Origin of the sequence: Arthrobacter luteolus NBRC 107841 (assembly GCF_001552075.1) — a bacterium.
Lineage (GTDB): Bacteria > Actinomycetota > Actinomycetes > Actinomycetales > Micrococcaceae > Arthrobacter_B > Arthrobacter_B luteolus.
The window spans coordinates 16,368-38,692 of the sequence record NZ_BCQM01000004.1 but is presented as its reverse complement, the minus strand read 5'-3'; the positions used below and the strand labels follow the sequence as shown (position 1 = coordinate 38,692).

Below are 22,325 nucleotides of genomic sequence, written 5' to 3'. Positions count from 1 at the left end.
TGCTAAACACTTGTGATTCCCTATCGTTTTCCGGCGAACTCCTTGGCGGCCGCGCGCGGAGTGAACATCGTGGCTCCGCTCGCCTGCTCGGCCTCGTGCTCGGAACCAAGCGGGATGCCGGAGCGGTCCCGCAGGCAGAGGGTTGCAATGCCACCGAGGAGGGAGGCGGTGAGAAGGTAACCGGAGACGGCCGCCGTCGTGCCCGTGGCCTCAAGCAGCATCTGCGCGATCAGAGGGGCGAAAGCTCCACCGAGGACCGCGCCGATCGCGTAGGTGATGGAGACGCCGGAGAAGCGGATCGACGCGGGGAAGATCTCCGAGTACCACGCGGCCAGCGGGCCGTAGGTGAGGCCAAGGCTGGTCGAGATGAGGACGAGCCCGGTGTAGAGCCCGGGCAGTCCGCCGTGGTCGACGAGCCAGAAGACCGGGAAGACGACGGCGGCCTGCAGCGCGAAGCCGATGAGGAACGTGCTGCGCCTGCCGATCACATCCGACAGGTAGCCGGCGATGAGGGTCGAGAAGAACCACACCGCGGCTCCGGTTGATGCCGCCAGGAGCACCGAGGTGGTGTCGAGGCTCTGCACGTTGATGGCGTATCGGTTGAGGAACCCGCCCGTAGTCATGTAGCCGAGCGTGCCGTTGCCTGCGAACACCAGCGCGGCGAGGATCACGAGGTACCAGTGCCGCTTGAACAGCGTCACGACAGGAACCTGCTTCTGCTTGCCCCGTTTGGCGAGATCGGTGAATACCGGGCTCTCCTCGACCGATCGGCGGATCACGAAGCCCACAAGGATAAGCACGATGCTCACGAGGAACGGCACCCGCCAGCCCCACTCGAGGTAGGCATCGCCCGGAGAGATGACGCCGGTCATGAGGGCCGTCATTCCCGATGCGAGAAGGAAGCCTAGAGGAACGCCGAGCTGCGGCCAGGAGCCGGCGCGGCCGCGGCGGTCCGCGGGGGCATGCTCGACTGCCATCAGCACCGCTCCGCCCCACTCGCCGCCGGCGGAGAGACCCTGCAGGATGCGGAGGAGGAGCAGGAGGATCGGCGCGGCGATGCCGATCTGGGCGTAGGTGGGCAGCAGGCCGATGAGCGTCGTCGCAACGCCCATCAGCACGAGCGTGAGGACGAGCATCGCGCGGCGGCCGAGGACATCACCGAAGTGGCCGGCGAGGAAGGCACCAAGCGGGCGGAAGAGGAAGGAGATGCCGACCGTGGCGAAGGAGAGCAGCACGCCGATCTCCTCGCCGGCAGGCTGGAAGAAGAGCTGCGCGAACACGAGGCCTGCTGTCGTCGCGTAGATGAAGAAGTCGTACCACTCGATGGTGGTGCCGATGATCGTAGCGAACGCGATTCGCCGCTGGGAGGTGCGGTTTTGGGTGGGTGCGGAGGAGGTCATTCTTGTCCCTAACGTCTTTGTCGCCCTCTCAGGGGAGGGGCTCGGGAAGCTGTTCCTTCAATGTTGTGGTGCCTATCTCTGCGTGTAAATCACAGTAATGTGGGGATGTAATTCGGTTTTGTCGAAGAAGATGGTTTCGTAGAGGAGGGTGGTCATGACGGATGTGAGCCTGCGGCAGCTTGAGCTGTTCGCCGCTTTGCCGAACTTCGCCACCCTCAGCGCGGCGGCGGCCCACCTGCACATCTCGGAGTCCGCGCTGTCGCAGGCGGTCACCTCCCTTGAGAATGCTGTTGGGGTGCAGCTGTGCGTGCGCCGTAAGGCCCGGGGGCTCACCCTGACTCCGGCCGGCCAGCAGTTCGCGAAGCAGGCACGCAGGATCATCTCCGAGACGCAGGAGCTCGTCCTGGGTGCCCGCCGGACCGAGGAGCTGCGTGGTCCGGTGAAGCTCGGCTGTTATTCGAGTTTCGCCACGAATGTAATTCCGGAACTTCTTGAGGGCTTCCCCAGGAGGCATCCAGGAGTGCAGATGGAGATCATGGTGGGCACCAACGAAGAGCTGCTCTCCGCGCTTCAGTCGGGGCATCTCGACGTGGCCCTCGTCTACAACGTGTCCTTGCCGCTTGGGTACCGCCGCCGCAAGATCTACGCGACGGAACTGGAGGTTCATCTGCATCCGGACCATCCGCTCGCTTCGGCCAGCACCGTCGACCTCGCGGATCTCGCGGGCGAGCCCTACATCCAATATGTAGCGACACCCGGCACCGTCAACGTCATCGATGCCTTCACCGCGCTCGGTCTTGTTCCCAGGATCGAAACCCGGGTCAGCCAGACCAACCTCGTCGAGGCGCTGGTGGGCCGCGGCGTGGGCTATGGTCTGCTTATGTCACGGCCCAACAGGCTCCCGATGAGCACCGAGGGCCGGCCGGTGGTTCGGCGGCCTCTCGACCCACCCGTCACGGTCTCGCACGTAGTTGGGATCTGGCCTGAGGATATGAATCTCACGCCGCGCGCTTCGGCCCTTCTGGACTTCGCGGTGGAGAAACTCGGCGGCTACGGCCGGACTGATCCGGCGTGAAGCCAGCGGGCGTCGGGGCAGTTACTCGTCGTCTCGGGTGGCCGGGGGTGCTGTTCTCCCAAAGTGGCCACCGGTGCCCGTAGTCAGGGCACAAGCGGATGACTCGACGGGCGGGGTCGTCTGACATGGCCAAATCAGCCCCAAGCCGACCTCCTCATGCCTGCTTGTCCGGCTCCATGGGACTGCCTGTCAGCCGATCCTCCACCGGGGCACTAAGCTGCTTTGCATGCTGCTGCCAGGCAGAATGGCATCCCATCGGAGCGAAAGAGCTCGCGATCTGGCCAACATGCAGCCACTACTGGAAATTGAGGCACGGAGATTAAACGCTTAGCAGCCTGCTTCGTCTCACTTGTCGCTACCGGCTTCTTGAGTGGCTGCACACCGGGGCTCGAACCCGGAAGCATCGCTGTTGAGTTTCGACCCACTGTGCCCGCCGTACAGGGCGGCAAGTATGAGGTCCGCGTCGTCGGACCGGACGGCGCTCTGATTTTCTCAGAGGCTATGCGTGGTGGCGACAGCTTCTCACACACAGATATTCCCTTGGGGTGGGTATCCATCAGCGCGGACCCTCTGTGCACGGTTGAGGCTGAACTCACTCCGGATCAACCTTCAATGGGGCTAATCGTGGATGGTTCGAATTGCACGCTGACCGATGGACAGGATGTCCCAAACTCCCCGTGAACGCGCGGAGACGGGAATCGTCTAATACTTGGAAAGCAAGAAGTCAGACCGCAGATAGATCCTAAGACCCCCTTTGCCTTCAGCGCGGCCAATGCATGTCTTGCGCAACGTCCATAGGTTCACCGGCTCACAACGTTCCGATGCCAGCTCCAGATCGGCAACTAAAGACCTTGCAGTCTGCGGGGATTCGATTTCAACGTCCATTTCCCACCAGCAGCCTCCCGAGCCACAGAATTGTGAAATTTCTCCTGCCCGGCTGGGCGCTGGAATAGTCCCGAACTCCGAGACGGGAGGAACGGCACCTTCATTTACAGCGCTGAAGGCAACCGATCCCACCCAGGCAGCGAGAAGTAGACCGATAGCGAGCTTCACGGCGCGCCTTCGTCGTTGACGAGTTCTAAAGCAGGCCTGGTCGTCCTTCATCGGCGAGTTCCCAGGGACTGCACGCTTGCAGGGCTATACGAAAGGCCGCGATCTTTCCAGCGAGAACCCACGTCATCAAAAGCAGAATGGTCGCTCAACGGGATCAGACAGGCGAGCGCTACCGACAGACAGATACCGCCAAGGAGACCCCCCGGTGGCCGCGAGAAAGTCTCGGCTACCCCCAGTGGCTTCGCTGCTTCCCCAGACACCGTTCCCCCCTCCATAAATCCCCGTCGGCCCGTTACCAGAGCGTATCCGCTCTCCGGCATGGCGGACGGATGCCCGCCGGTTCACGGCCGACGCCGAGCAAGCAACCACCTCACGACACGCGAAAGCCGTGAGTTCCTTCGCTGCCCAGTGCGTTCCTGCCCTAGGTGCCACGTTCCCGTCCTAGGGAAGGATCGTGATGCTCTCCTGCGGCATGACGCAGGATACGAGTGTGAAGGTATGGGTTTCGGCTTGTGCCCGGTTGTTCCGCCCGGTGTCGTCGCACCAGTCGATGCCGTGTGGATAGGCCGTGATGGAGCTTTCTCCCGCTGCGGTGTCGGCTGGAACGTTGAACGTGTAGGTGAACCCACCGGCGTCGTTCATTGGGGCTGTCGTGTCGATGACCTGATTGCCAGTGGAGTCCGTGACGGTGATCTTGATGCTGGCCTCCTGCCCATAACGGGGATTGCACTCCGAGTCAGAAGCCGACACGGTGACCTGCTCACCAATCCGGGCGCTGGCAGGACTCACCGAGAACTCAGGAGGCAGGCATGGCGGCTCGCCCCTGAAGATGGATTGGCAGCCTGCCACAGCGGGCATACCGACGACGACGGCGGCGGCGGCAACGCTGAGCGTCCGGAACGGCCGGCTAATGGGAGTTCCCCTCTGGACGACGCGGAAGATTCTCGTCAGCGTCTATGTCCGAGATTGTGTAGGCCGGGCCGCTGGAATGTTCAATCGTTGAGCTTCCCGGGATAAAGGCGAACATTCGTGATTGGACGGAAGCTGTCATTCGCTCACCCTAATCAGAAGGCACTGCCGCGGCCAGAGGCGGCACCTGAGCGTCGTCGTCGGCTTAGCCGTTTCGGACTTATTGCGCCGGACGGTTGAATGACAAACCGGCGCCACAAGATGGAAAAACCCTCTTGCGCTGGAATGACTAACGAACTCCAATGGCCCAATGACAAGAGATTCCGGCCCGCCGGCGCCAAAACCTCAAACCGGATTGAAGCGGGCAATTGGTACGCCGCTGCTGTTCGCGTTTATCGTCGGCGACACCCTCGGTGCCGGCATCTACACCCTGGTGGGCACCATGGCCGCCGACGTTGGGGGCGCCATCTGGATGCCCCTGCTGATCGCTCTGGTCGTCGCGCTGCTCACTGCCGCGACCTACGCCGAGCTGATCACCAAATACCCGCACGCCGGCGGCGCCGCACGTTACGTCGACCGGGCTTTCGGCATCCCCTACCTGTCATTCCTCGTCGGATTCCTGATGATGGCCTCCGGAATCACCACTGCAGCCGCCCTGGCGAACGCCTTCGCGGGCGACTACCTGACCGCGCTCATCGATGTGCCCTCCGCACCCGCAGCAGTCGCGTTCATCATCCTGCTGACCCTGATCAACCTGCGCGGCGTCAGGGAATCCCTTACCGCCAACCTCATTGCGTCCATCATCGAGGTCACCGGACTCGTCATCGTCATCTTCGTCGGCGCCATCGTGCTCACCTCCGGCAACGGGGAGCCCTCCCGGCTCCTTGAGTTCGCACCTGACATACCGCCTCTTGAAGGCGCCTTCGCCGCCTCCATCGTCGCCTTCTTCTCGTTCCTCGGCTTCGAGGCGGCGGCCAACATGGCCGAGGAAGTGCGCCAACCGTCCAAGTCCTACCCCCGCGCGCTGTTCGGCGCTATCGGCACCGCAGGGCTCGTTTATCTCCTCATCGCCCTCAGCGCAGTCATCGTCCTACCCCCGGCGGAACTGGCCGACTCCACCGGGCCGCTGCTCGACGTCGTCGCCGCCAGCGGCGTCGGCATCCCGCCCTGGTTCTTCAGCCTCATCGCGCTGATCGCCATTGCCAACGGAGCGCTGCTTTTTATGGTCATGGCCAGCCGGGTCGGCTACGGATTGGCAGAAGCAGAACTGCTTCCCCGTGCCTTCAGCCGAGTGCTGCCCGGCCGCCGTACCCCGTGGGTCTCCATCGTCGTCATTGCCGCTTTGACGATCATCCTCACCCTGACCGGGAATGTCGCCTCTTTGGCCGAAACCACCGTGCTGCTCCTGCTCCTGGTGTTCCTGTCCGCCAACGTGAGCGTCCTCGTCCTCAAAAAGGACAAAGTGGAGCACGACCACTTCACGGCCCCCAGATTCGTGCCGGTCCTCGCGATCATTGCGAGCATCGTGCTTTTGGCGCAGCAAACCTGGCCCATCTGGCTCGGTTCCGCCGCCTATGTTGCGGTCGGTTCGCTGTTGTTCCTCGCCGCCCGGGCACGGCGCAAACGCGAGGACCGTGTGAGCGCAGGCTGACGTGCGGCGGGACCGTTGCTGGGACCCTACGAGCAGCTTTGCGTGCAGCGCGCCACTCACGCTTGGCATGCGGCCTTGTGGAGGCGGCCGCTACACAGGACCGGATGCCAGAGCCGTGGCGAGTCCGTCCAGCGACTCCGGACTCGCGGCGAGTTGCACCTTGCCCTTGTCAGTCAGCAGGGTCATGGCTTGGTATCCGGAGGCTGGCAGATACTTGCGCTCTTTACCGCTGACCTTCCACCGGTCCGGAAACACGTCCAGCACTACAAAGTCTGTTGCCCGTCCTGAAGGCTCCAAGGTGTCGTAAACAGCGGGCTGGAAGCGGACAGACCCGGCAGCGGGAGTCGCGATCCCTTGGTTCCAGATGCCGCTGAGTGAACCCGGACGGGAGTCGGGATAGCGGATATAGGCCTTGAACTGCCCGTGTTCCGCGAGCCGTTTTTTGGTTTTCCAAGCAGTTCGAACCTGCGACAGTGCGAAAAGCCAGTAAACCGAGGTGTATATAAAGGCACCGACCAGGGCATCAACCAGGTCACGTGAGTTAATGCTGAAGCGCACGGCTGCTGTGAACACGAAGAAGATCACATAGCCGGATGCAAGTGCCAGGTAGGGGTGTAGCCGGACCCAGTTCTTCATACCGTCATCCGGTTGGGGGACGGACAAGTGGCGCAGCTCTTTCAACCCACCCGCGGTCCAACACTTTCCTTGGCCCGTCAGTACCAGCGCCGCAGAAAGCGACCGCTTGTCCCATCCCGAGGCAGCAGAGAAGTCTGGGCGTTCGTGGGTCATTCATGCGCGAAGTGTTACACACCCTCTTCGTTATAGGAATGGGAGGTAGGGCCGGGCGCCGGGACCAGGATCAGGTTATCGGCCGCCTTCGTTTGGTGGGGAAGCTGAGTTCCTTACCACCTTGATGACTACGAGGACTGTGGTGAACGAAGCAAAAACAATGCATAGGCAATTCGAGGTGGAGTTGAGTCGATGGTGAAGATTATCGCCAGCAGGTACAGCAAACCGATCTGCGGCCGGATCACGATATCTCCAACGCCTGCGGTTACGTGCCATAGCTGGACTCCAAGGTTGTTGGCGGCCTTCCGCAGATTGGATGGTGGTGACAATGTAGCGGTTGATCGCCCGTGCGATGAATGTCCTGCCTAGCAGGAGCCGTAAACGTTTCGCGCTGAGGGGACGCCCAGGGAGGCTACGTGTGATTCTGTGATGTCTTGGCATAAGCCGGGTCCGACCGAGTCTGGATGACGATCCCCGTTATCATCAGAGCCGCCGCGATCAAAGTAATCGGCAAGTCCGTGTTGTAGCCGAAGAGACCAACTGCGACCGGCGTCAGAACAGCCAGCGCGGACAGCGCGAAGAACGCTCTCGCAACACGCTTCATTCTGCGCTGACGCGCTAGGGCGGCTGGGGGAAATTCTTCCATCGGTGCACATCCTCCGCTTTCGGACACTCGCCAATGAATCCTCGCAGAATGATGCCCGAATTGTACCGGTTAATGATCCCCAGGCGAGACAACTGGACAGTTTTAGTCACTTCCCCGGCGCTTATCCGGTCCGTAGTCACCAAGTCTGTTTTGGCTTGCCCCGGACGTCCACTGTCGGGTGTGTCCGGCTGCGGCTTGGTGCCGGTTCATGGCCGTCGATAGATCTCCCGCACCAAAACCGGCGGGTCTGGGAGCTGCAGTACGGCACTAAACGCTTCAACCCTCGATACTCATGCACTGCTGCGCCCGGCGTGATCCCGAGGCTCTGGATGCTCCCGTTGTCCCAGTGGAGGGTCCTTCAACGGACACCTGACCCCATGCCCGCTACGAAGATGCAGAACGGATGACCGGCCGGATCGGCGTAAACGTACAACGGCTCGTTCGGGTCGTCCGTCCGATCGAGACGGAGCTCTGCCCCCAACGCCAACGCCCTGGAGTGGTGATGCTCCAGCGCCTCTCGGTCAGGAACCGTCAGGTCGAGGTGCATCTGCATCGGCACCTCAGGCAGCGGCCATGTTGTCCGCTGCAAATGATCAACCTGCTGAAAAGCAAGCCTGCGTTTACCCTGTCCATCAGTGAGAACGAGCCAATCGACATAGTCAGCCTTGCCCTCCTCCACGGGCTCATCTCCTGGCCGATACTGGAGTCCCAGGAGGTGACGGTAGAACTCCGCCAGTCCTCGCACATCAGTAGTGTCGAGAACCGTCTGAAGCACCTGAGGGAATGCACTCATGGACCGAGACTAACGATTCTGAAGGTTCCCTCGCCAGCCCTTCCCGACCATGAGGTTCCCGTCCCGTAAACCGGTCCCTCAACGGGACGTCCCTAGCTGAGGAGCTAAACCCGGACTGCTCCAGTCGGGGATCGGCTTACAGACATGTGGATGACGCACAGACATGGGAAAACGTCGCTAGGTATCGCTGCCATTCGTGCGCTAGGGTCACAGCGAGAATGGAGGTTCCCGCATTCATGCCCGTATAGGGAACAGTCCTGGTAGAGCCGAAATAATCGCAGCAGCTAAAAAATGGCGAAATCAAAAGGGGTTGACTTGAAACTGCGCTTTTCTTTCATGCTGCCAGCGCTGGTGATTGTTGTTGCCCTTGGAATTACTGGTGCGATTTTTCCTGGCCTCATAGCGATGGTTACGGGGCTCATGCCTGTCGTAGTTTTTGCTGCGCTCGTCAGCATGATGCTCACGGAGCGGAAGCGGGGACGCCGTAACCGGGATGGCTGAGGTCGCGCCTGCGACCAAGGGGCGGCCAACTACTGCGTGACCATGCCATTCGCATATACCCCGCCCGCGTTAGTGCCCGGTGAAGGTGGCCCAACCGCTACAGCATTCAACGCCGTTCAACGGCGCCCACCGCTTCCAACCCCACACCGCCGTCGGGCACCTGACTGCAGGGAACTACGCTGGGTGGATGGCAACAGTAATCCTCGTGCGGCACGGCCGCACCACAGCGAATGCCTCCGGCCTCCTGGCCGGGCGGACCCCCGGCGTGAGCCTCGACGACGTCGGACGGGACCAGGCGGACGCAACCGGGAAACGACTCGCCGTCGTGCCCCTCGTTGGAGTGGTGTCTAGTCCGCTCGAGCGCTGCCGGCAGACCGCACAGTTCATCCTCGCTCAGCAGCAGGGCACCCCCCACGCACCGGTCGACGACGCCCTCACCGAATGCGACTACGGCCAGTGGCAGGGCCAAACCCTCGCCGACCTGGCGAAAGAGGATCTGTGGAAGGTCGTGCAGACCCAACCCTCCGCCGTCGTTTTCCCCGGCGGCGAGTCCATGGCCGCGATGCAGGCCAGGGCAGTGGCGGCGATCCGGCGGCACGATGCAGCCTTCGAGGCTGAGCACGGGCCGGGCGCCGTGTGGGTGGCGGTGAGCCACGGGGACATCATCAAGTCTGTCCTGGCGGACGCGCTCGGCATGCACCTGGATATGTTCCAGCGCATCGACGTCGGGCCTGCGTCCGTATCGATCGTGCGCTACGGCGCGGGGCGGCCCACCGTCCACGCGACCAACACCGACGCCGGAGACCTGTCCTGGCTGGCCGCCACCCACGAACACAGCGATGCACCGGTCGGCGGTGGCGCAGGCCATACGGCCCCACCGGTCCGAGGAGCCTAAAGTAGTCCTATGCCTACTACCGTTCATGATTTCGACTGGCCGGACCGCGTCGTCGTCGGCACCGTCGGCGTCCCCGGGCAGCGCACGTTCTACTTGCAGGCGCGGGCAGGCAAGCAGCTCATCAGCATCGCCATGGAGAAGCTGCAGGCGGACCAGCTCGCCGAGAAAATCGACGAGATCCTCGACCAGCTGATGACCGTCGACGGCAACCCCTTCCACGTTCCCGCGAACACTCCCCTGGAGCTCGTCGACAATGACGATCTGGACCCGGTGGAGGAACAGTTCCGCGCCGGCGTGATGAGCCTGGGCTGGGACCCGACGACGGCGCAGGTCGTCATCGAGGCCTACCCCATCGAAGAAGTTGATGAGGACGACGACGGGCTCCTCGAGGATGCCGACGACGCCGACGCCGCCGAAGTGCTGCGCGTGCGGATGCCCGTGGGCACCGCCCGGGCCTTCGCGAAGCGCACGCGGGAAATCGTGGGCGCCGGGCGTCCGATCTGCGTGATCTGCGGTCAGCCGATCGACGCCGACGGACACACCTGCACCCTCCCCGAGGCCTGATGCCGGCACCGGACCTGCTCACCGACGAACTCACGCTCACCGGGCGGATTACGACGGCGTCGAACGCCACCTTCCTGGGCAGCATCGGCGACGCGGCGGTCGTCTACAAACCCCTTGCTGGCGAGAAACCGCTGTGGGATTTCCCCGACGGCTGCCTGGCGCACCGCGAAGTTGCGGCGTATCTAGTGTCGGAGGCGCTGGGCTGGAACATCGTGCCGCGCACCTGGCTGCGGGACGGTCCGCTCGGCGAAGGCATGGTCCAGCTTTGGCAGGAGACCGCCCCGGAACAGAACGCCGTGGATCTGGTGCCGCTGGAGGATGTGCCGGAGTCCGGGTGGAAGCTTGTGTTGGAGGGCGAAGACCCGGCCGGGCGGATCGTCGCGCTCATTCACGAGGACTCGGTGGCGCTGCGGCGGATGGCGGTGTTCGACGTCGTCGTCAACAATGCCGACCGCAAAGGCGACCACATCCTTCCCGTGGCCGACGGGCACCGCTACGGCGTGGACCACGGGCTGACCTTCCACAGCGACCACAAGCTGCGGACCGTGCTGTGGGGCTGGATCGGTGAGGCTTTGAGCGCCGAGGAACTCGCCGGGATTGATCGGGTTCTCGCGGGGCTAGAGGGTGAGCTTGGTGTGCAGCTGGCGGAGCTGTTGACTGCGGAAGAGATCGAGGCGCTGGCCGCCCGCTGTGCCCGGCTGCGGTCGACGGCGGTGTTCCCGGGGCCGCGCGGCGGGATGCCTGCGGTTCCCTGGCCGCTGTTCTAAGCCAACCATGGTGCTCTAAGGCCGCGGCGCGCCGACGGCGGCGATTGAGCTCAATGCTCCAGGCACCTAGGGTGGGCCGGACACAGCCCGGCACAACCAGGAGGCAAGAATGAAGCCCGCTCTTCGCGCAGCCCTTCCCATCCTCGCGGTAGTTCTACTTGCCACTGCGGTCGTCATGATCGGCGATCTCCCCCATGATCAGACAACCATGTTCCCGGTGACCGGAGCGCTGGTAGCCCTGGTCGCCGGATTCGGTGCCTCTCTGCGGAACTGGACGCACATTCCCTGGCTGCCCACCGCAGCCATGCTCGTATCTGCGGGCGGATATCTGGCCAACAACTTCGACTGGATGATCGGAGGGTTTTTCGCCGTGATAGTTCTACTTGGGTGGCACGGCTTGCAGCGGGAGAATGCCCGGTCAGGGGCTTCACCCATCCGCTGATCTGTCCCCCGCCGGCGATTCTCCAGTCACCACACAGGCGGGGAGCTTAGCAGAGACACGAAGGCCGCCGTCGGGCCGTCCCTTGATGGTGAGCCTTCCGTCATGGGCCTGGACCATGCTGAGAAAGATGGTCAGCGCCACCCTGTGCCCGCCACTCTTGACACTGTCATGACTTCCAGCTGGACTGCAGGGCCGAGCGCTTGGAGGCCCCATGGCGACCTATGTTTTCTGCTGTCCTGACTGCGCGGAGTTCGAGCTGCTGCTCCCGATGTCCGAGTTAGTACCCGTTCTGGAGTGCCCGCAGTGTGGTCTGGAATCCCGGCGGGTCTATACCGCGCCCGCCTTGACCGGTACACACCGGGCCACGGACCGGGCGCGCAACGCAGCCGAAGCCAGCGCCGAGTCCCCCTCCGTCGTGCGGTCCCTCCCTCCGGGCGCAGGCATCGGGAACGGACAGCGCTGGAGCCCATTCACCGGAGCGGCACCCCGGACGGCCGGTCAAAGGGGTTCCGCCCAAGGATCCGGCCCCTACCAGCCGCTGCCCAGGCCATAGCCGTGGCCGCCGTCGAACCCTCCACCATCACATGCTCAAGGCCCCTGCATCCTGAAAGGACTCCGCCATGCCCGAAGTAGTGTTTAGCGTTGACCAGAGCAAGTCCATGCGCGACCAGGCCGTGCCCGGCCACAACAGATGGCACCCCGGCATCCCGGCCGCCGCCACCGTCAAACCCGGCTCCAGCGTGCGCATCGAGTGCAAGGAATGGACCGACGGCCAGATCGGCAACAACGATTCCGCGAACGACGTCCGCGACGTGGACCTTTCCCGGTGCCACATGCTTTCCGGCCCGATCGCCGTGGAGGGTGCCCAGCCCGGAGACCTGCTGGTAGTGGACATCCTGGACATCGGACCCGTACCCCAAACGGTGGGCGAAAACTGCGGCGAGGGGTGGGGGTACTCCGGCATCTTCGCCAAGATCAACGGCGGAGGCTTTCTCACCGACTACTTTCCCGATGCCTACAAAGCCATCTGGGACTTCTCCGGCCAGGAATGCACCTCCCGGCACATCCCGGGGGTGCGGTACACCGGCATCACCCACCCGGGCCTGTTCGGCACCGCACCCTCGCCTGACCTGCTGGCCCGGTGGAACCGGCGTGAGCAGGCGCTGATCGACACCAACCCGGACCGGGTGCCTCCGCTGGCTCTTCCGCCGCTGCGGGAAAACACCCTGGGCGGCACTGCCCAGGGTGACCTGCTGGATGCGATTGCCCGCGACGGCGCCCGCACCGTTCCGCCCCGGGAACACGGCGGGAACCATGACATCAAGAACTTCACCCGCGGCAGCCGTGTCTTCTACCCCGTTTTCGTCGACGGCGGACTCTTCTCCGGCGGTGACCTCCACTTCTCCCAGGGCGACGGGGAAATCAACTTCTGCGGCGCCATCGAAATGGGCGGCTACATCGACTTCCACATCGACCTGATCAAGGGCGGCATGGAAACCTACGGGATCCGGAACAACCCGGTCTTTATGCCCGGCCGGGTTGAACCGAGGTACTCGGAGTACCTGACGTTCATCGGCATCTCCGTTGACCACCGTGATGATACGAACCTCTACCTCGACGCCACGCAGGCGTACCGCAACGCCTGCCTCAACGCCATCGAATATCTCACCAAATGGGGTTACACCGGTGAGCAGGCGTATCTAATCCTGGGCACCGCACCTATTGAGGGGCGGATTGGCGGAGTGGTGGATATCCCCAATGCCGCCTGCTCGCTGTTCCTGCCCACCGAGATTTTCGACGTCGATATTCGGCCGGGCGGCAACGGGCCGGTGAGCCGTGACCGCGGCCAGGTTGCGGTCAGCTCATAGATGAAGTGCTATTCGGGATGCCACTGCGAACCAGCTGAAAACCCGTAAACAGAAGCAAGTCTGACGGACACGCGTTGACGCTCTGATGCGTCTTGGAGGCATCGGTTAGGCTCCGACGCATGAAGCTTCAGAGCGCCGCAGGCCACCCTTCGCGCCGGTCCGTCAGCAGGTTCATAAGGGCGGTGCTGGTGGGTTGCATTGTCCTTCTGGCAGCTGCGGTCATTGTTGTGGCCGCCGCAGGCGTGAAGCCTGCGTCCCTTGCAGCGCTGACGGGTGGGCTGGCCTGCCTGGGTGGCGTCCTGGTCATTGCGTTTCAGGGAGTGGGGAAGTGGGCGGCTGACTCCGAATACTCGCTTCCGGGCAAGAGCCTTGTCTTTATACTGGCCCTTGCGGTTGCCGCAATAGCGCTGCTTTTCTGGTCAACCTCCCTATGACCAATCCTGCCGGTCATAGGGAGGCTGACCGGCCGGGGACTCCCGCCGTCGTGCTCGGGCCGGCTTTCTAGCCAACCGCATTCGCTGGCAGAACCGCGGAGACCCGAAGGCCGCCGTCGGGCCTTCCAGCGATAGTGAGGGACCCGTCATGGGCCTGGACGATGCTCCTGACAATGGCCAGCCCCAAACCGACGCCGGCCTGGTCCGAGCGCACCCGTTCCGTGCCGCGCTGGAACGGCTCGACGAGCGTCGGGACCAGTGCGGGCGGCAGCTTTTCGCCGGTGTTCTCCACAACCAGTTCGACGCTCCCGCTGCCTGCCTCGGTCCTCACCCACGCCACGCCGTCGTCCGGCAGGTTGTGGACGATCGCGTTGTGCAGCAGGTTGGTTGTCAGCTGCAGCAGCAGCGCACGGGAGCCGACGACGCTGGCGGCGCCGCCGTCGGTGCGGAGGGAGACCCGGCGTTTCTCCGCAAGTGGCAGCAGGGTTTCGGCTGCTTCCTCCAGGAGCAGGGACAGGTCCATGCGCTCCTATGGCCCAATGCGCTCGGCGCTCCGGATTGGCCCGCGGCGCACTCGACTGCATTCGGCGTACGGAACCGGTAAATGCCATTTACTAATAGGTTTGCCCGTAATCTTGCCTCTGGAGGCAAGAACATTGAAACAAGAACTGAAAAGTGCCGGGATGGTTAGTATGCGAATTCCTCAGCCGTGAGCAAAAGGGGTCCAAATCGAGTCCTGGGGTCCCTTCGCGGAGGGCAAGAACACGCTGAAATGGGATTGTGACCGGCTCACCTCTCCCACTTCCCACGGCAAGGCACACCGGACCGTCTCCCAACAGCTGCACCGCGAACGCATCCTCGGCGTCGCTGGCCTCCCTGCCCAAGGGCCGCGCTGTGGTCCTGCCATCCGGCAACCGTCCGACACTGATTCGAACTCAGCCTTGGATGACCGGGCCTCACGCCGACCAAGTGCGTGCTTCCATAGGCACCCACGACCCCCAAGCTGAACGCACTATCAGAGACGCCGAAAAAGAGAACGGCACCATCGCAGCACCCTTAGCAAGGGAGGAATGCAGTGACCGACTGGGGCGTTGATGAGAATACCAAGCGCCGGCGGAAGTGGCCGCAGGAACCTCCGACGCTCCTCCAGAGGAACAAGCTTCTGAACCCAGCCTGTACGTCGGCAGCGTCGACGAATTCATGCGCGAGTACCTTCGCAACGCCTACCGCCGCGCAGGATCGACGGAAAATCCCGTATCTGAGCGGCCCGCTGGTGGGAGTACGACGAAGCAGTCATCCGGATTGAAGCTCTGTGGCGTTCCTGGGAGCATCTGCGCCAGGATCCGAGCACCGGCATGAGCGCCTGGTGGCGGGATCACGCGGATCACCACATGTCTGCGCTGATGGACCCGCAGGGCCCCTTCAACGCAGCGGACACCGCCAGCCGGGAGAACCAAGAGACGAAGGGCGGACCCCTCCCATATGCGGCCCGCCGGCTGGTCTCTTTCCCGATGTGCGCTAGCCGCTAGTGCTGTTCCTCTCCAGCTTCCGAGAGACCTTGTAGTCGTTGGCAAGCTCTTCGCTCGTCTTCGTAAGGTCCCCTTGCTCATTCCTCCAGTTATTGTCGCGAACATCGGTGAATACGAACGACGCCGCCCGCCTCACACGGTAGCCCTCAGTCATACCGTCGATAGTCGGATCGTTCCAAGCGATGTCGAATGAGAACTTCTTCCTTCCACCCGGAACGACAGTGTCAATGAACGTCCGTGGTACGTCCCCCGGAGGCCGGGCCTCTCCGTTGTCCTTATAGATGGCCCCATCAATGCCATCGAGCCACAGAATCAAGTGATTGATTGGTGAAGATCCAGCATTGTGAACTTCTCCCCTATAGCGAAAGGTTTCGAAGCTCTTCCCCGGGAAGTTATTGACCATGTGCAGAACATCATCATTCCAATCGATCGCCACACGGGCAGCTTCTGCTCTCTGCGCTGCTTCTGCTCGGGTTTTTTGTTCGAGAGCGTTAAACCGCAATGTAATAATTGCCGCAACAAAGCCTCCGGCTGTAGCGCCGGCACCGAACCATTCAGCGACAGAGCCCCACGCTGTCGCCCAGGGAATAACCTGCTCCCTCCATGCGCCCAAAACAAGGAGCAGGAGGATAAATCCCGCAGCAAGGAACACGATTAGCCAGCGTTCGAGCTCTGTGCGGTGCGTCCAAGCTCTTTTAAGTCTCTCGATCACCGGTCGACGCCCGGCCGCTGGATCTGCTTTCCCCTATAACTACGGCTCTTGCGGGCCTTCAATGATTTCACACCAGTCGACTTTACCGCTTTGGTAGAAGGCTTAGCCTGGCTAACGTCAGCACGCATGCGTGTGGCGATGGCTTGTCCATCGACATTGACCGGCTGTGCCGTTCCGTTTCGGCTTCGGAGGGTACTGCCCGCCCTTCTCTTGGCAAGCCTCCGCCGGCGACTTTCGCGGCATATCCCCACTCGCTGCGCTCCCTCCGGTATTCCACGCTCCCCCGGCTCCGGCTGGCCAATTCACTTCGCGGCCAAGATGTGACGGCTTTGCCGAAAGGAACGGGGGCAAAGAGAAAAGGAGCAAGTCCGTGAACCAGCTCATGACCCCACAGCAGGTAGGCGCCGAATACGGCGTCACTGTCCAGGAACTGGCCGAGTGGCGACGCAAAAAAATCGGCCCGGCGTACTACGTGCTCGGCACCCGGGTCATCCGATACATGCCCGAAAACGTCGATCAGTGGTTCCGCGACCCGGCCAACTCACGCTGGCATGACTTCCCGGCAGAGGCCTTCCCCGAAGGACGCAGGGATACGGCCGAATGGTTGGGCATAGCTGTGCACCGCCCACTCACCTGATGGCGGGCAACTCCGAAACAGCTGGGCACCCGAGTCGCTGATTCTGACCAGGGCGCGTTTCCCCGATGGGAGTCTTACGACCAGGATTGGAAAGCTATCGGGAGAACCATTGAAGACGTAGGAGAATCCCAGTGATCACGAGCACGACTTGAATACATACCCCAAACAGGATCGCAGCGCTAACCAGGGGAACCTGCAGATCGGAAACTCCGGATAGTCCGCCGCCATTGTCTGGGCAGCAAACACCGCACTGATCTGTCCCGCAATGACTGTGATTAGAAGGCTCCGTGCGGAGAAACCCGGCTGGAGACATCGATCGGTCAGATATCGCCGCTGTTAGGCTGCCCCTATGGGGATGATCAAAAAGCTCGTGGCAGCCTTTCGACGCGATGAGGCGGCGATTGATGCACCGGAACAAATCCTGCAGGAAGCACCCGGCCCGGACCCCGTGCCGGCGCATGCAGAGGATATCAAGAGGTTCATTCCCGTGCCGGCTCCAAAAAAGCCAGTGCCTGAAGCCGGCCGACACCCAAAGAACAACCAGGAGACTGAACCGGGGAGCATTGGCGTCAAGAGAGTTGTCCTTATCGAAGCCGGGCTTTCGGTCCTTGACCTCCGTGAGCTACCGTCCAGCAGGTTCCGCATCGTTGGCTCTGCGTATTGGGTAACAGACGCAGGACGACATAAACACGGCAGCGACGAGTACTTGCTTGTTCGCGAGCCCAGGAACCGATGGGACACCAACGCCGTCGCTGTATTCGGTAAGGAGCGCAAAGTGGGCTACCTAACCGAGGCCAAAGCAGCCGCCTTGGCTCCCATCCTCGACGTGCTCCCCTACGACGCATTCCGGGTCGGCGGTGCGGCACCTTCGGGCAATTCGATCACTATGTGGGTCGACATTCCAGCTCTCCCCAAGCTCCGGAAATTCGCGGGTGCTGTCACTGTCACTCAAGCGGGAAAAGATGACCGGTAGACCAGCACGATTTCTGAATCGCCGATGTGGGTACCACCATGCCTTGGCCTGGTATTCGCGTCCACACTCTGAACGGGAAATATGAGCGCCAAACCAGCTAAGACAGTCAGGTTCGGCGGCAGGATGCGGCCTCCAACCGACGGAACCGATATGCCAACTTTGACCTTCGGGTTGTTCACTGAAGCAGATCCGGTAAATCTGTCCTCTGAGGCCCTGGAGGCTTTCAGGCGGGACTGGGCGCCGCCCGGGGCCAATTCCTGGTACGTCCTGGACATCAATCAGGCGCCGGACAGCGGACGGCAGAGTATCCATGCGTCGATGCTGGTTCCCGGTGTAGATGCCTGGGAGCTGTCAGAGGCGCGGATTTCCCGAATCGGCGGCCGCGCAGCCGAGGACCTGGAATTTCGCAATCAGCTCTACATGCGGATTGGTTCGGCGGCGGTTGCCGGTGGCCGGATCGAGGCAGCCATGAAACGGCTCATCCTGGGAATGTCAGGGAACCCGGAACCCAAATTTGCCGATTCAGAGGACCCGTGGAAGACGCTCGACAAGAAGCTGCGGAAGTTAGCTGTAGCTTTGGGTGAGCGCGCCACCGACATCGTAAAGCTCCTGGACTGGGGAGAAGAAAACAACATCCGGGACATACGCAACGACATCATTCACGCCTACTGGTGGGACTACGCGGATGTCGGGATTACCCGCGGCCGTGTCCATCTGGACGGTACGAGCGAGCTCATTCAGATAACACCGGAACAACTGGACGAGGACTGCAGGAAACTTGAGCTCTATGCAGACATGCTCGACTCTGCCGTCGAGGGAAGGTGGCTGAACATATACCTCCCCCGCCGAAATCAAGTGGACACTCCTGGAACCCGGACACCGGACAGCCCCCTCCGCAACCCGAAACATGAGTCATGAACACATCTGAAACCCCTGCTACGACGCACCCAGTGACCATCCGGCAGTCTGAGCCCGGAGACTTCCCCGGCATACGCTCGCTCCTGGACCAAATGCCGCAGTGGCAAACCGCCGCACAGCGCCTCCCCTACAGCCGGGGCCTCGTATCTGTCGACGGCCATGGCCGTGTCGGTGGATGGCTTGCAGGGCATCACCATTCATACGCCTGGGCGAGCGTCTCCGGATATGACATGCCTGAGGACTGGCGATGCTCGTTCGTCGAATGGCTCCTCGTCGATAAGGACTGGCGGTCGGCCGGCATTGGAGGCGCGCTGATGGAGAGGTTCGCCCTCGAGTCCTCCGAAGCCGGACGGGACACCATCATCGTCTCGCCCCAGGCAGGTGACGATGAGCAGGCGCTGCTGAAGTTCTACTACCGGCTTGGCTACCGGCGGACGGTGTCCGGCCACGTCCACCGCGGACCCCACGGGCAGCAGGAGCACACTCCCCTGCCCGAAGACGAGATGGAAGCTATGTCCCGAACCGTGTCCCCGACTGAGGCTGCTGAACTTGAGGAAATCATGCGCCGGTACAGGGGGTCCCTCGGGCTGTGAGGGCCGGTTTTTAGTTCAATCACGAAGAGGCGCAGCTGCTCGGCGGATCACTCCAGTGCCCCACCCCTGACGGTCCTGACGGGTCAGGATCTCCCGGCGCACCTCTTGCCCGAAGACGGCCCGATCCTTCAACGTTCTGCCACCCATTCGCGGGCGTCGAACTCCGCCATTCTCCGGTACAGGGTTGCCCTGGACATGCCCAAGTCCCTGGCCACATGGACGGCTGGTTCGCCTGCCTCGATGAGCCGGCAGGCATTGCGGATTTGGCTGTCGCTGAACTGTTGGCGGCGACCTCCGAGATCCTTGCCCGCTGCACGGCGTTTGGAGACGGAGTCGTTGATGCGTTCGCGTTTGATCTCAAGCTCCATCTGAGCCAAGGCCGCCATCACGGTAAAGACCATGGAACCCATTGGTGTGCCGGTATCCACGTTCCCGCCACCCAGATTCAGCACTCGGAGATTCACTCCCCTGGCACGCAGCTCCTCGGCTAGACCAAGCATGTTCACCGTCGACCGCCCCAAGCGGTCCAAGGTAGTAATCACCAAGGTGTCGCCCTCGTGGAGCGCTTTCAAAGCCTGGTCGAATCCGGGGCGAGAGGCCCTGGCACCGCTGACGCCATGGTCTATATATAGGTCATCGCGTCGCACCCCCGCCGCCAGAAGGTCCAAAACCTGCCGGTCTGCGTCCTGCGCCTTGGGAGAGACCCGGGCATAGCCAATGAGCTTCACCAGAGATTCCTCCAAGCTGTCTCGCAACTAGGGTTCATGTCACGAACGATAGCAGGAGGTTGCGATACATAGTGACAAGACACCCGAAAGACTGCACGACCGTGGTCTTGCCGCTGTCTCGCACATATGTCTTGTATCCCATGGGTTTCGAGACTGATATCGAGGATTCCCTGGCGTAGCGAATTGCCTACTCCGAACTTACGAGCGGCAACTGCGGCAGCGGGTCTTAAAAACGGTCGATTCATACACGGGACCGCGGGGTCTTGTCAGTAGCACTCGTTAGAGTAATGGGATCAGATCAGCCTCAATGTTCAGGAACCAGGGGTCCAGTTGAACACAGTTGAATCACTCATCGAGTCGAAGCAGGGTCAGCGCCAGCTGCGTCTGCTCGAAGTCCTGGCGGAGACGATGGACAGCGGCCATCGCGCGGACACCCAAGCCATGGAGGATGATCCCGGACGCTGGGATTTCTCCGAGGAGTCCCTCAAGAGCGATCTACGGGCGATGAAGACCTGGGGATGGCTAATATTCGAGGAGAACCACGGGGGAATCGGGTCTGTAGACATCTACCAGCCCGGTCTGGACGCCGTCAGCGCATACAAGGATCTGAAGTCCAACCCGATACGAAAGATGCTGCATCTCCGGGACGTCGTATTGGCCTGGCTTTACGGCCAGGGAGCTCTCGATGTCCATGTCAGCGCCATCAGTGACTTCCTGGAATCCGGGCACAACCAGTATCTCGGCAGCCCGTACTCACACAAAGACGTCATGCGGGCAGCCGATTGGCTCCTGCAGGAGGAGTACATCGAGGGCTTCAAAATCTTCGGGGGCGAGATCGCCCGTCCGAAGCCAACACCCAAAGGCATGCGCATCGTGGAATCCGAAGAGTCAGTCAACCAGACACCCCGTGTAGCCGGGAACACCCACAACAACATCAACATTCAGGACTCGAATTCAGTCAACGTAGCATTCCAGAGCTCAAGGGTGCAGCAGTCCAGCGTCCTCTCACAGAGCCAGGTGCAGCAGGTCGAGCGCGCCTTGAGCTCCGTCCGGGCCATGCTGAACCCTGATGTGCTTGGTGTCACCAGCGAAGATGCCGCCGAAGCCCGTTCTATCGCCGAGAAAGCGGACTTAGAAGTCCACGCTGAGACGCCCGACCGAGGGAAGGTGAAGGCACTACTCGGCAAGCTCGCTGAGCTGGCAGCGACCGGCACCGTGCAAGGCGCGGTCGATGCTTTGATCTCCATACTGCAGCAGGCCATCGGGAGCATGTAGCCCAGCTGGCCTTCGGCGGTGTCGCGCTTCCGGAATGGCGGCGTCATGCCAGCCCTAGGCCTCCCAATGCTTCACTCGGCAATGGGTTAGCTATACGCTCGGGACTACTTCAAATGTCAAATTCACAGAACATGAAGTCTTTATATGCGCGGTCTATCTAAGCTATGACCATGCGCCCATATGACGAAGATGCTTTCCCAATCGAAGAGCCTCTCCCTCAGGTGGGGGCCGGACCTTGGGGCGACGCAGCTCTCGCAGCAAGCGCTTCAATGCTTGGGGGATTGATTCCTCCAGCTGCTCCCTTTGTCGCCGGAGGCGCGATCCTACTAATGGATTTCGGGAAAAGGGTTAGTGGGCATATTGCCAGGAGAGATAAGTTATTGCTAGACAGCGGTGCTCATTTTTCGGGTCTCAACCCAGCAACTCTGATCGAACGTCTGCTTGCCGACGAAGAACTAACCATGCTAGCTGCAACTGCAATTGATGCCTCGCGTCGGTCGCGGATGTCCGAAAAAGCCCGCATGCTTGGTACGTGCCTCGGTTCGCTAGCTGCTGACGACGCCCGGATTGACGAGGAATCGCTATGGGTAGATATTATCGCCAGGCTCGAGCGGCCGCATATCAAAGTCGCATCTCTGTTTGTGGGCGATGGAGGCAGATTTGGTACAGGACAGCCATTGCCTCTCATACTGCCGCCAAAAACTCCTGAAGAAATTGGTGAGGATACAGGACTTGGGCCCCTCGTCATGCCCCTGATCCAAGAACTCTTGTTAATGGGGATACTTATCAGACCAGGCGCTGAGGGTCTGTCCATCGGAGGGCCGGACTCATATAGTGAAGGCGTCAAAGCAGGACCCCTCGTCGGAGAACTCTTCGGTAGGCTTTGGGACGCACAAGAGGAAGATAAGAACAGGCCAGTCACTTGAATCTCACCACAACAGGAAGATCTGCCATCGCGCTTTTTATGTGCTGGACCTTCACAGGAGACGAAAATCTGCCCCACCCGACGAGTCCTCGAACGCCGATAACAGCGCATATGACAACTAGTCGCGACGCGCTCCGTCGTCCCGAGCGACTGCCTTCCTCATCTCCGCCCGCCTCACCGCCAAGCCGGTTGGGCCTCCCACCTCAGCTAAAATCAGGGAGGCCCGTTTTACCCCTTCGTTCCGGGCG

24 protein-coding genes are annotated in these 22,325 nt (G+C 61.9%); 16 read left to right on the top strand and 8 right to left on the bottom strand.

From position 1 onward, the window contains the following. Positions 1-20 precede the first annotated feature (20 nt). Positions 21-1,400, bottom strand: a complete 1,380-nt coding sequence (locus tag AL3_RS08835; protein ID WP_066299544.1) for an MFS transporter — start codon at positions 1,398-1,400, stop codon at positions 21-23. 154 nt (positions 1,401-1,554) lie between these two features. On the opposite strand from AL3_RS08835, the gene AL3_RS08830 reads away from it, so the two are divergent. Continuing rightward, the gene (locus AL3_RS08830) at positions 1,555-2,475 is read left to right on the top strand and encodes a LysR substrate-binding domain-containing protein (protein ID WP_066299541.1); all 921 of its coding nucleotides are present in this window, start codon (positions 1,555-1,557) and stop codon (positions 2,473-2,475) included. Between the two features lie 1,494 nt (positions 2,476-3,969). Here the strand turns inward: AL3_RS08830 and AL3_RS08825 are convergent. Continuing rightward, a complete protein-coding gene (locus AL3_RS08825; RefSeq protein WP_246168725.1) occupies positions 3,970-4,278 on the bottom strand; it encodes a hypothetical protein in 309 nt (102 codons plus the stop codon). A gap of 469 nt (positions 4,279-4,747) precedes the next feature. Between AL3_RS08825 and AL3_RS08820 the strand changes: the two genes are divergently transcribed. Continuing rightward, positions 4,748-6,088: an APC family permease gene (locus AL3_RS08820; RefSeq protein ID WP_066299539.1), complete on the top strand. Its 1,341-nt coding sequence runs from the start codon at positions 4,748-4,750 to the stop codon at positions 6,086-6,088. 90 nt (positions 6,089-6,178) lie between these two features. Here the strand turns inward: AL3_RS08820 and AL3_RS08815 are convergent, their stop codons facing one another. The 3 genes from AL3_RS08815 to AL3_RS08805 all read right to left on the bottom strand — a co-directional run bounded on the left by AL3_RS08815 (position 6,179) and on the right by AL3_RS08805 (position 8,316). After that, a complete protein-coding gene (locus tag AL3_RS08815; protein ID WP_151724089.1) occupies positions 6,179-6,877 on the bottom strand; it encodes a hypothetical protein in 699 nt (232 codons plus the stop codon). Between the two features lie 412 nt (positions 6,878-7,289). Then, positions 7,290-7,523, bottom strand: coding sequence for a hypothetical protein (locus AL3_RS08810; RefSeq protein WP_066299531.1), 234 nt, complete (start codon positions 7,521-7,523; stop codon positions 7,290-7,292). A 358-nt stretch (positions 7,524-7,881) separates the two neighbouring features. Next, positions 7,882-8,316 (bottom strand): VOC family protein, encoded by a 435-nt coding sequence (locus AL3_RS08805; protein ID WP_066299529.1) that lies wholly within the window; start codon positions 8,314-8,316, stop codon positions 7,882-7,884. Between the two features lie 291 nt (positions 8,317-8,607). Here AL3_RS08805 and AL3_RS08800 point away from each other — a divergent pair, with 291 nt between their 5' ends. The 7 genes from AL3_RS08800 (at position 8,608) to fmdA (ending at position 13,353) form a co-directional block, all read left to right on the top strand. Then, entirely contained in the window at positions 8,608-8,817 is a 210-nt protein-coding gene (locus AL3_RS08800; protein WP_066299526.1) for a hypothetical protein, read from the top strand. Between the two features lie 187 nt (positions 8,818-9,004). Continuing rightward, the gene (locus tag AL3_RS08795; protein WP_066299522.1) at positions 9,005-9,712 is read left to right on the top strand and encodes a histidine phosphatase family protein; all 708 of its coding nucleotides are present in this window, start codon (positions 9,005-9,007) and stop codon (positions 9,710-9,712) included. Positions 9,713-9,721: 9 nt separating this feature from the next. Beyond that, a complete protein-coding gene (locus AL3_RS08790; protein ID WP_066299520.1) occupies positions 9,722-10,276 on the top strand; it encodes a DUF3090 family protein in 555 nt (184 codons plus the stop codon). After that, positions 10,276-11,043: an SCO1664 family protein gene (locus tag AL3_RS08785; RefSeq protein WP_066299517.1), complete on the top strand. Its 768-nt coding sequence runs from the start codon at positions 10,276-10,278 to the stop codon at positions 11,041-11,043. The genes AL3_RS08790 and AL3_RS08785 overlap by 1 nt, the downstream gene beginning before the upstream one ends. Before the next feature lie 109 nt (positions 11,044-11,152). Next, positions 11,153-11,485, top strand: coding sequence for a hypothetical protein (locus tag AL3_RS08780; protein ID WP_066299514.1), 333 nt, complete (start codon positions 11,153-11,155; stop codon positions 11,483-11,485). Between the two features lie 211 nt (positions 11,486-11,696). Beyond that, positions 11,697-12,038 carry an FmdB family zinc ribbon protein gene (locus AL3_RS19115; RefSeq protein WP_083521607.1) on the top strand — a complete coding sequence of 114 codons (342 nt, stop codon included), beginning with the start codon at positions 11,697-11,699 and terminating at the stop codon, positions 12,036-12,038. A gap of 67 nt (positions 12,039-12,105) precedes the next feature. Next, positions 12,106-13,353 (top strand): formamidase, encoded by a 1,248-nt coding sequence (gene fmdA / locus AL3_RS08775; RefSeq protein ID WP_066299513.1) that lies wholly within the window; start codon positions 12,106-12,108, stop codon positions 13,351-13,353. 501 nt (positions 13,354-13,854) lie between these two features. On the opposite strand, the gene AL3_RS08765 is transcribed toward fmdA, so the two are convergent. After that, complete coding sequence (locus tag AL3_RS08765; protein WP_066299508.1) at positions 13,855-14,310, bottom strand: ATP-binding protein; 456 nt, start codon at positions 14,308-14,310, stop codon at positions 13,855-13,857. A 772-nt stretch (positions 14,311-15,082) separates the two neighbouring features. Here AL3_RS08765 and AL3_RS08760 point away from each other — a divergent pair. Next, positions 15,083-15,316, top strand: a complete 234-nt coding sequence (locus AL3_RS08760) for a DUF4913 domain-containing protein (RefSeq protein ID WP_306303029.1) — start codon at positions 15,083-15,085, stop codon at positions 15,314-15,316. On the opposite strand, the gene AL3_RS18450 is transcribed toward AL3_RS08760, so the two are convergent. Beyond that, positions 15,306-16,028, bottom strand: a complete 723-nt coding sequence (locus AL3_RS18450; protein ID WP_151724088.1) for a type II secretion system protein M — start codon at positions 16,026-16,028, stop codon at positions 15,306-15,308. The two genes, AL3_RS08760 and AL3_RS18450, sit on opposite strands and share 11 nt — an antisense overlap. Positions 16,029-16,398: 370 nt before the next feature. Here AL3_RS18450 and AL3_RS08750 point away from each other — a divergent pair, with 370 nt between their 5' ends. The 4 genes from AL3_RS08750 to AL3_RS08735 all read left to right on the top strand — a co-directional run bounded on the left by AL3_RS08750 (position 16,399) and on the right by AL3_RS08735 (position 19,149). Then, positions 16,399-16,665 (top strand): helix-turn-helix transcriptional regulator, encoded by a 267-nt coding sequence (locus AL3_RS08750; RefSeq protein ID WP_066299500.1) that lies wholly within the window; start codon positions 16,399-16,401, stop codon positions 16,663-16,665. A gap of 349 nt (positions 16,666-17,014) precedes the next feature. Continuing rightward, on the top strand, positions 17,015-17,638 hold the full coding sequence (locus AL3_RS08745; protein ID WP_066299497.1) for an HIRAN domain-containing protein: 624 nt from the start codon (positions 17,015-17,017) through the stop codon (positions 17,636-17,638). Between the two features lie 150 nt (positions 17,639-17,788). Then, positions 17,789-18,556 carry a hypothetical protein gene (locus tag AL3_RS08740; RefSeq protein WP_151724087.1) on the top strand — a complete coding sequence of 256 codons (768 nt, stop codon included), beginning with the start codon at positions 17,789-17,791 and terminating at the stop codon, positions 18,554-18,556. 230 nt (positions 18,557-18,786) lie between these two features. Beyond that, a complete protein-coding gene (locus tag AL3_RS08735) occupies positions 18,787-19,149 on the top strand; it encodes a GNAT family N-acetyltransferase (RefSeq protein WP_066299492.1) in 363 nt (120 codons plus the stop codon). Positions 19,150-19,277: 128 nt separating this feature from the next. On the opposite strand, the gene AL3_RS08730 is transcribed toward AL3_RS08735, so the two are convergent. Next, complete coding sequence (locus AL3_RS08730) at positions 19,278-19,880, bottom strand: recombinase family protein (protein ID WP_066300189.1); 603 nt, start codon at positions 19,878-19,880, stop codon at positions 19,278-19,280. A 327-nt stretch (positions 19,881-20,207) separates the two neighbouring features. Between AL3_RS08730 and AL3_RS08725 the strand changes: the two genes are divergently transcribed. Next, positions 20,208-21,152, top strand: coding sequence for a hypothetical protein (locus AL3_RS08725; RefSeq protein ID WP_066299485.1), 945 nt, complete (start codon positions 20,208-20,210; stop codon positions 21,150-21,152). A 329-nt stretch (positions 21,153-21,481) separates the two neighbouring features. Beyond that, a complete protein-coding gene (locus AL3_RS18445; RefSeq protein WP_151724086.1) occupies positions 21,482-22,078 on the top strand; it encodes a hypothetical protein in 597 nt (198 codons plus the stop codon). Positions 22,079-22,325: the final 247 nt, after the last annotated feature.

What these genes read in the sequence shown, in the direction of transcription:
- AL3_RS08835 (WP_066299544.1), bottom strand. Translation starts at nt 1,400, where the DNA reads ATGACCTCCTCCGCACCCACCCAAAACCGCACCTCCCAGCGGCGAATC.
- AL3_RS08830 (WP_066299541.1), top strand. Translation starts at nt 1,555, where the DNA reads ATGACGGATGTGAGCCTGCGGCAGCTTGAGCTGTTCGCCGCTTTGCCG.
- AL3_RS08820 (WP_066299539.1), top strand. Translation starts at nt 4,748, where the DNA reads ATGACAAGAGATTCCGGCCCGCCGGCGCCAAAACCTCAAACCGGATTG.
- AL3_RS08815 (WP_151724089.1), bottom strand. Translation starts at nt 6,877, where the DNA reads ATGACCCACGAACGCCCAGACTTCTCTGCTGCCTCGGGATGGGACAAG.
- AL3_RS08810 (WP_066299531.1), bottom strand. Translation starts at nt 7,523, where the DNA reads ATGGAAGAATTTCCCCCAGCCGCCCTAGCGCGTCAGCGCAGAATGAAG.
- AL3_RS08805 (WP_066299529.1), bottom strand. Translation starts at nt 8,316, where the DNA reads ATGAGTGCATTCCCTCAGGTGCTTCAGACGGTTCTCGACACTACTGAT.
- AL3_RS08800 (WP_066299526.1), top strand. Translation starts at nt 8,608, where the DNA reads ATGGCGAAATCAAAAGGGGTTGACTTGAAACTGCGCTTTTCTTTCATG.
- AL3_RS08795 (WP_066299522.1), top strand. Translation starts at nt 9,005, where the DNA reads ATGGCAACAGTAATCCTCGTGCGGCACGGCCGCACCACAGCGAATGCC.
- AL3_RS08790 (WP_066299520.1), top strand. Translation starts at nt 9,722, where the DNA reads ATGCCTACTACCGTTCATGATTTCGACTGGCCGGACCGCGTCGTCGTC.
- AL3_RS08785 (WP_066299517.1), top strand. Translation starts at nt 10,276, where the DNA reads ATGCCGGCACCGGACCTGCTCACCGACGAACTCACGCTCACCGGGCGG.
- AL3_RS08780 (WP_066299514.1), top strand. Translation starts at nt 11,153, where the DNA reads ATGAAGCCCGCTCTTCGCGCAGCCCTTCCCATCCTCGCGGTAGTTCTA.
- AL3_RS19115 (WP_083521607.1), top strand. Translation starts at nt 11,697, where the DNA reads ATGGCGACCTATGTTTTCTGCTGTCCTGACTGCGCGGAGTTCGAGCTG.
- fmdA (WP_066299513.1), top strand. Translation starts at nt 12,106, where the DNA reads ATGCCCGAAGTAGTGTTTAGCGTTGACCAGAGCAAGTCCATGCGCGAC.
- AL3_RS08765 (WP_066299508.1), bottom strand. Translation starts at nt 14,310, where the DNA reads ATGGACCTGTCCCTGCTCCTGGAGGAAGCAGCCGAAACCCTGCTGCCA.
- AL3_RS08745 (WP_066299497.1), top strand. Translation starts at nt 17,015, where the DNA reads ATGGGGATGATCAAAAAGCTCGTGGCAGCCTTTCGACGCGATGAGGCG.
- AL3_RS08740 (WP_151724087.1), top strand. Translation starts at nt 17,789, where the DNA reads ATGCCAACTTTGACCTTCGGGTTGTTCACTGAAGCAGATCCGGTAAAT.
- AL3_RS08735 (WP_066299492.1), top strand. Translation starts at nt 18,787, where the DNA reads ATGCCTGAGGACTGGCGATGCTCGTTCGTCGAATGGCTCCTCGTCGAT.
- AL3_RS18445 (WP_151724086.1), top strand. Translation starts at nt 21,482, where the DNA reads ATGGATTTCGGGAAAAGGGTTAGTGGGCATATTGCCAGGAGAGATAAG.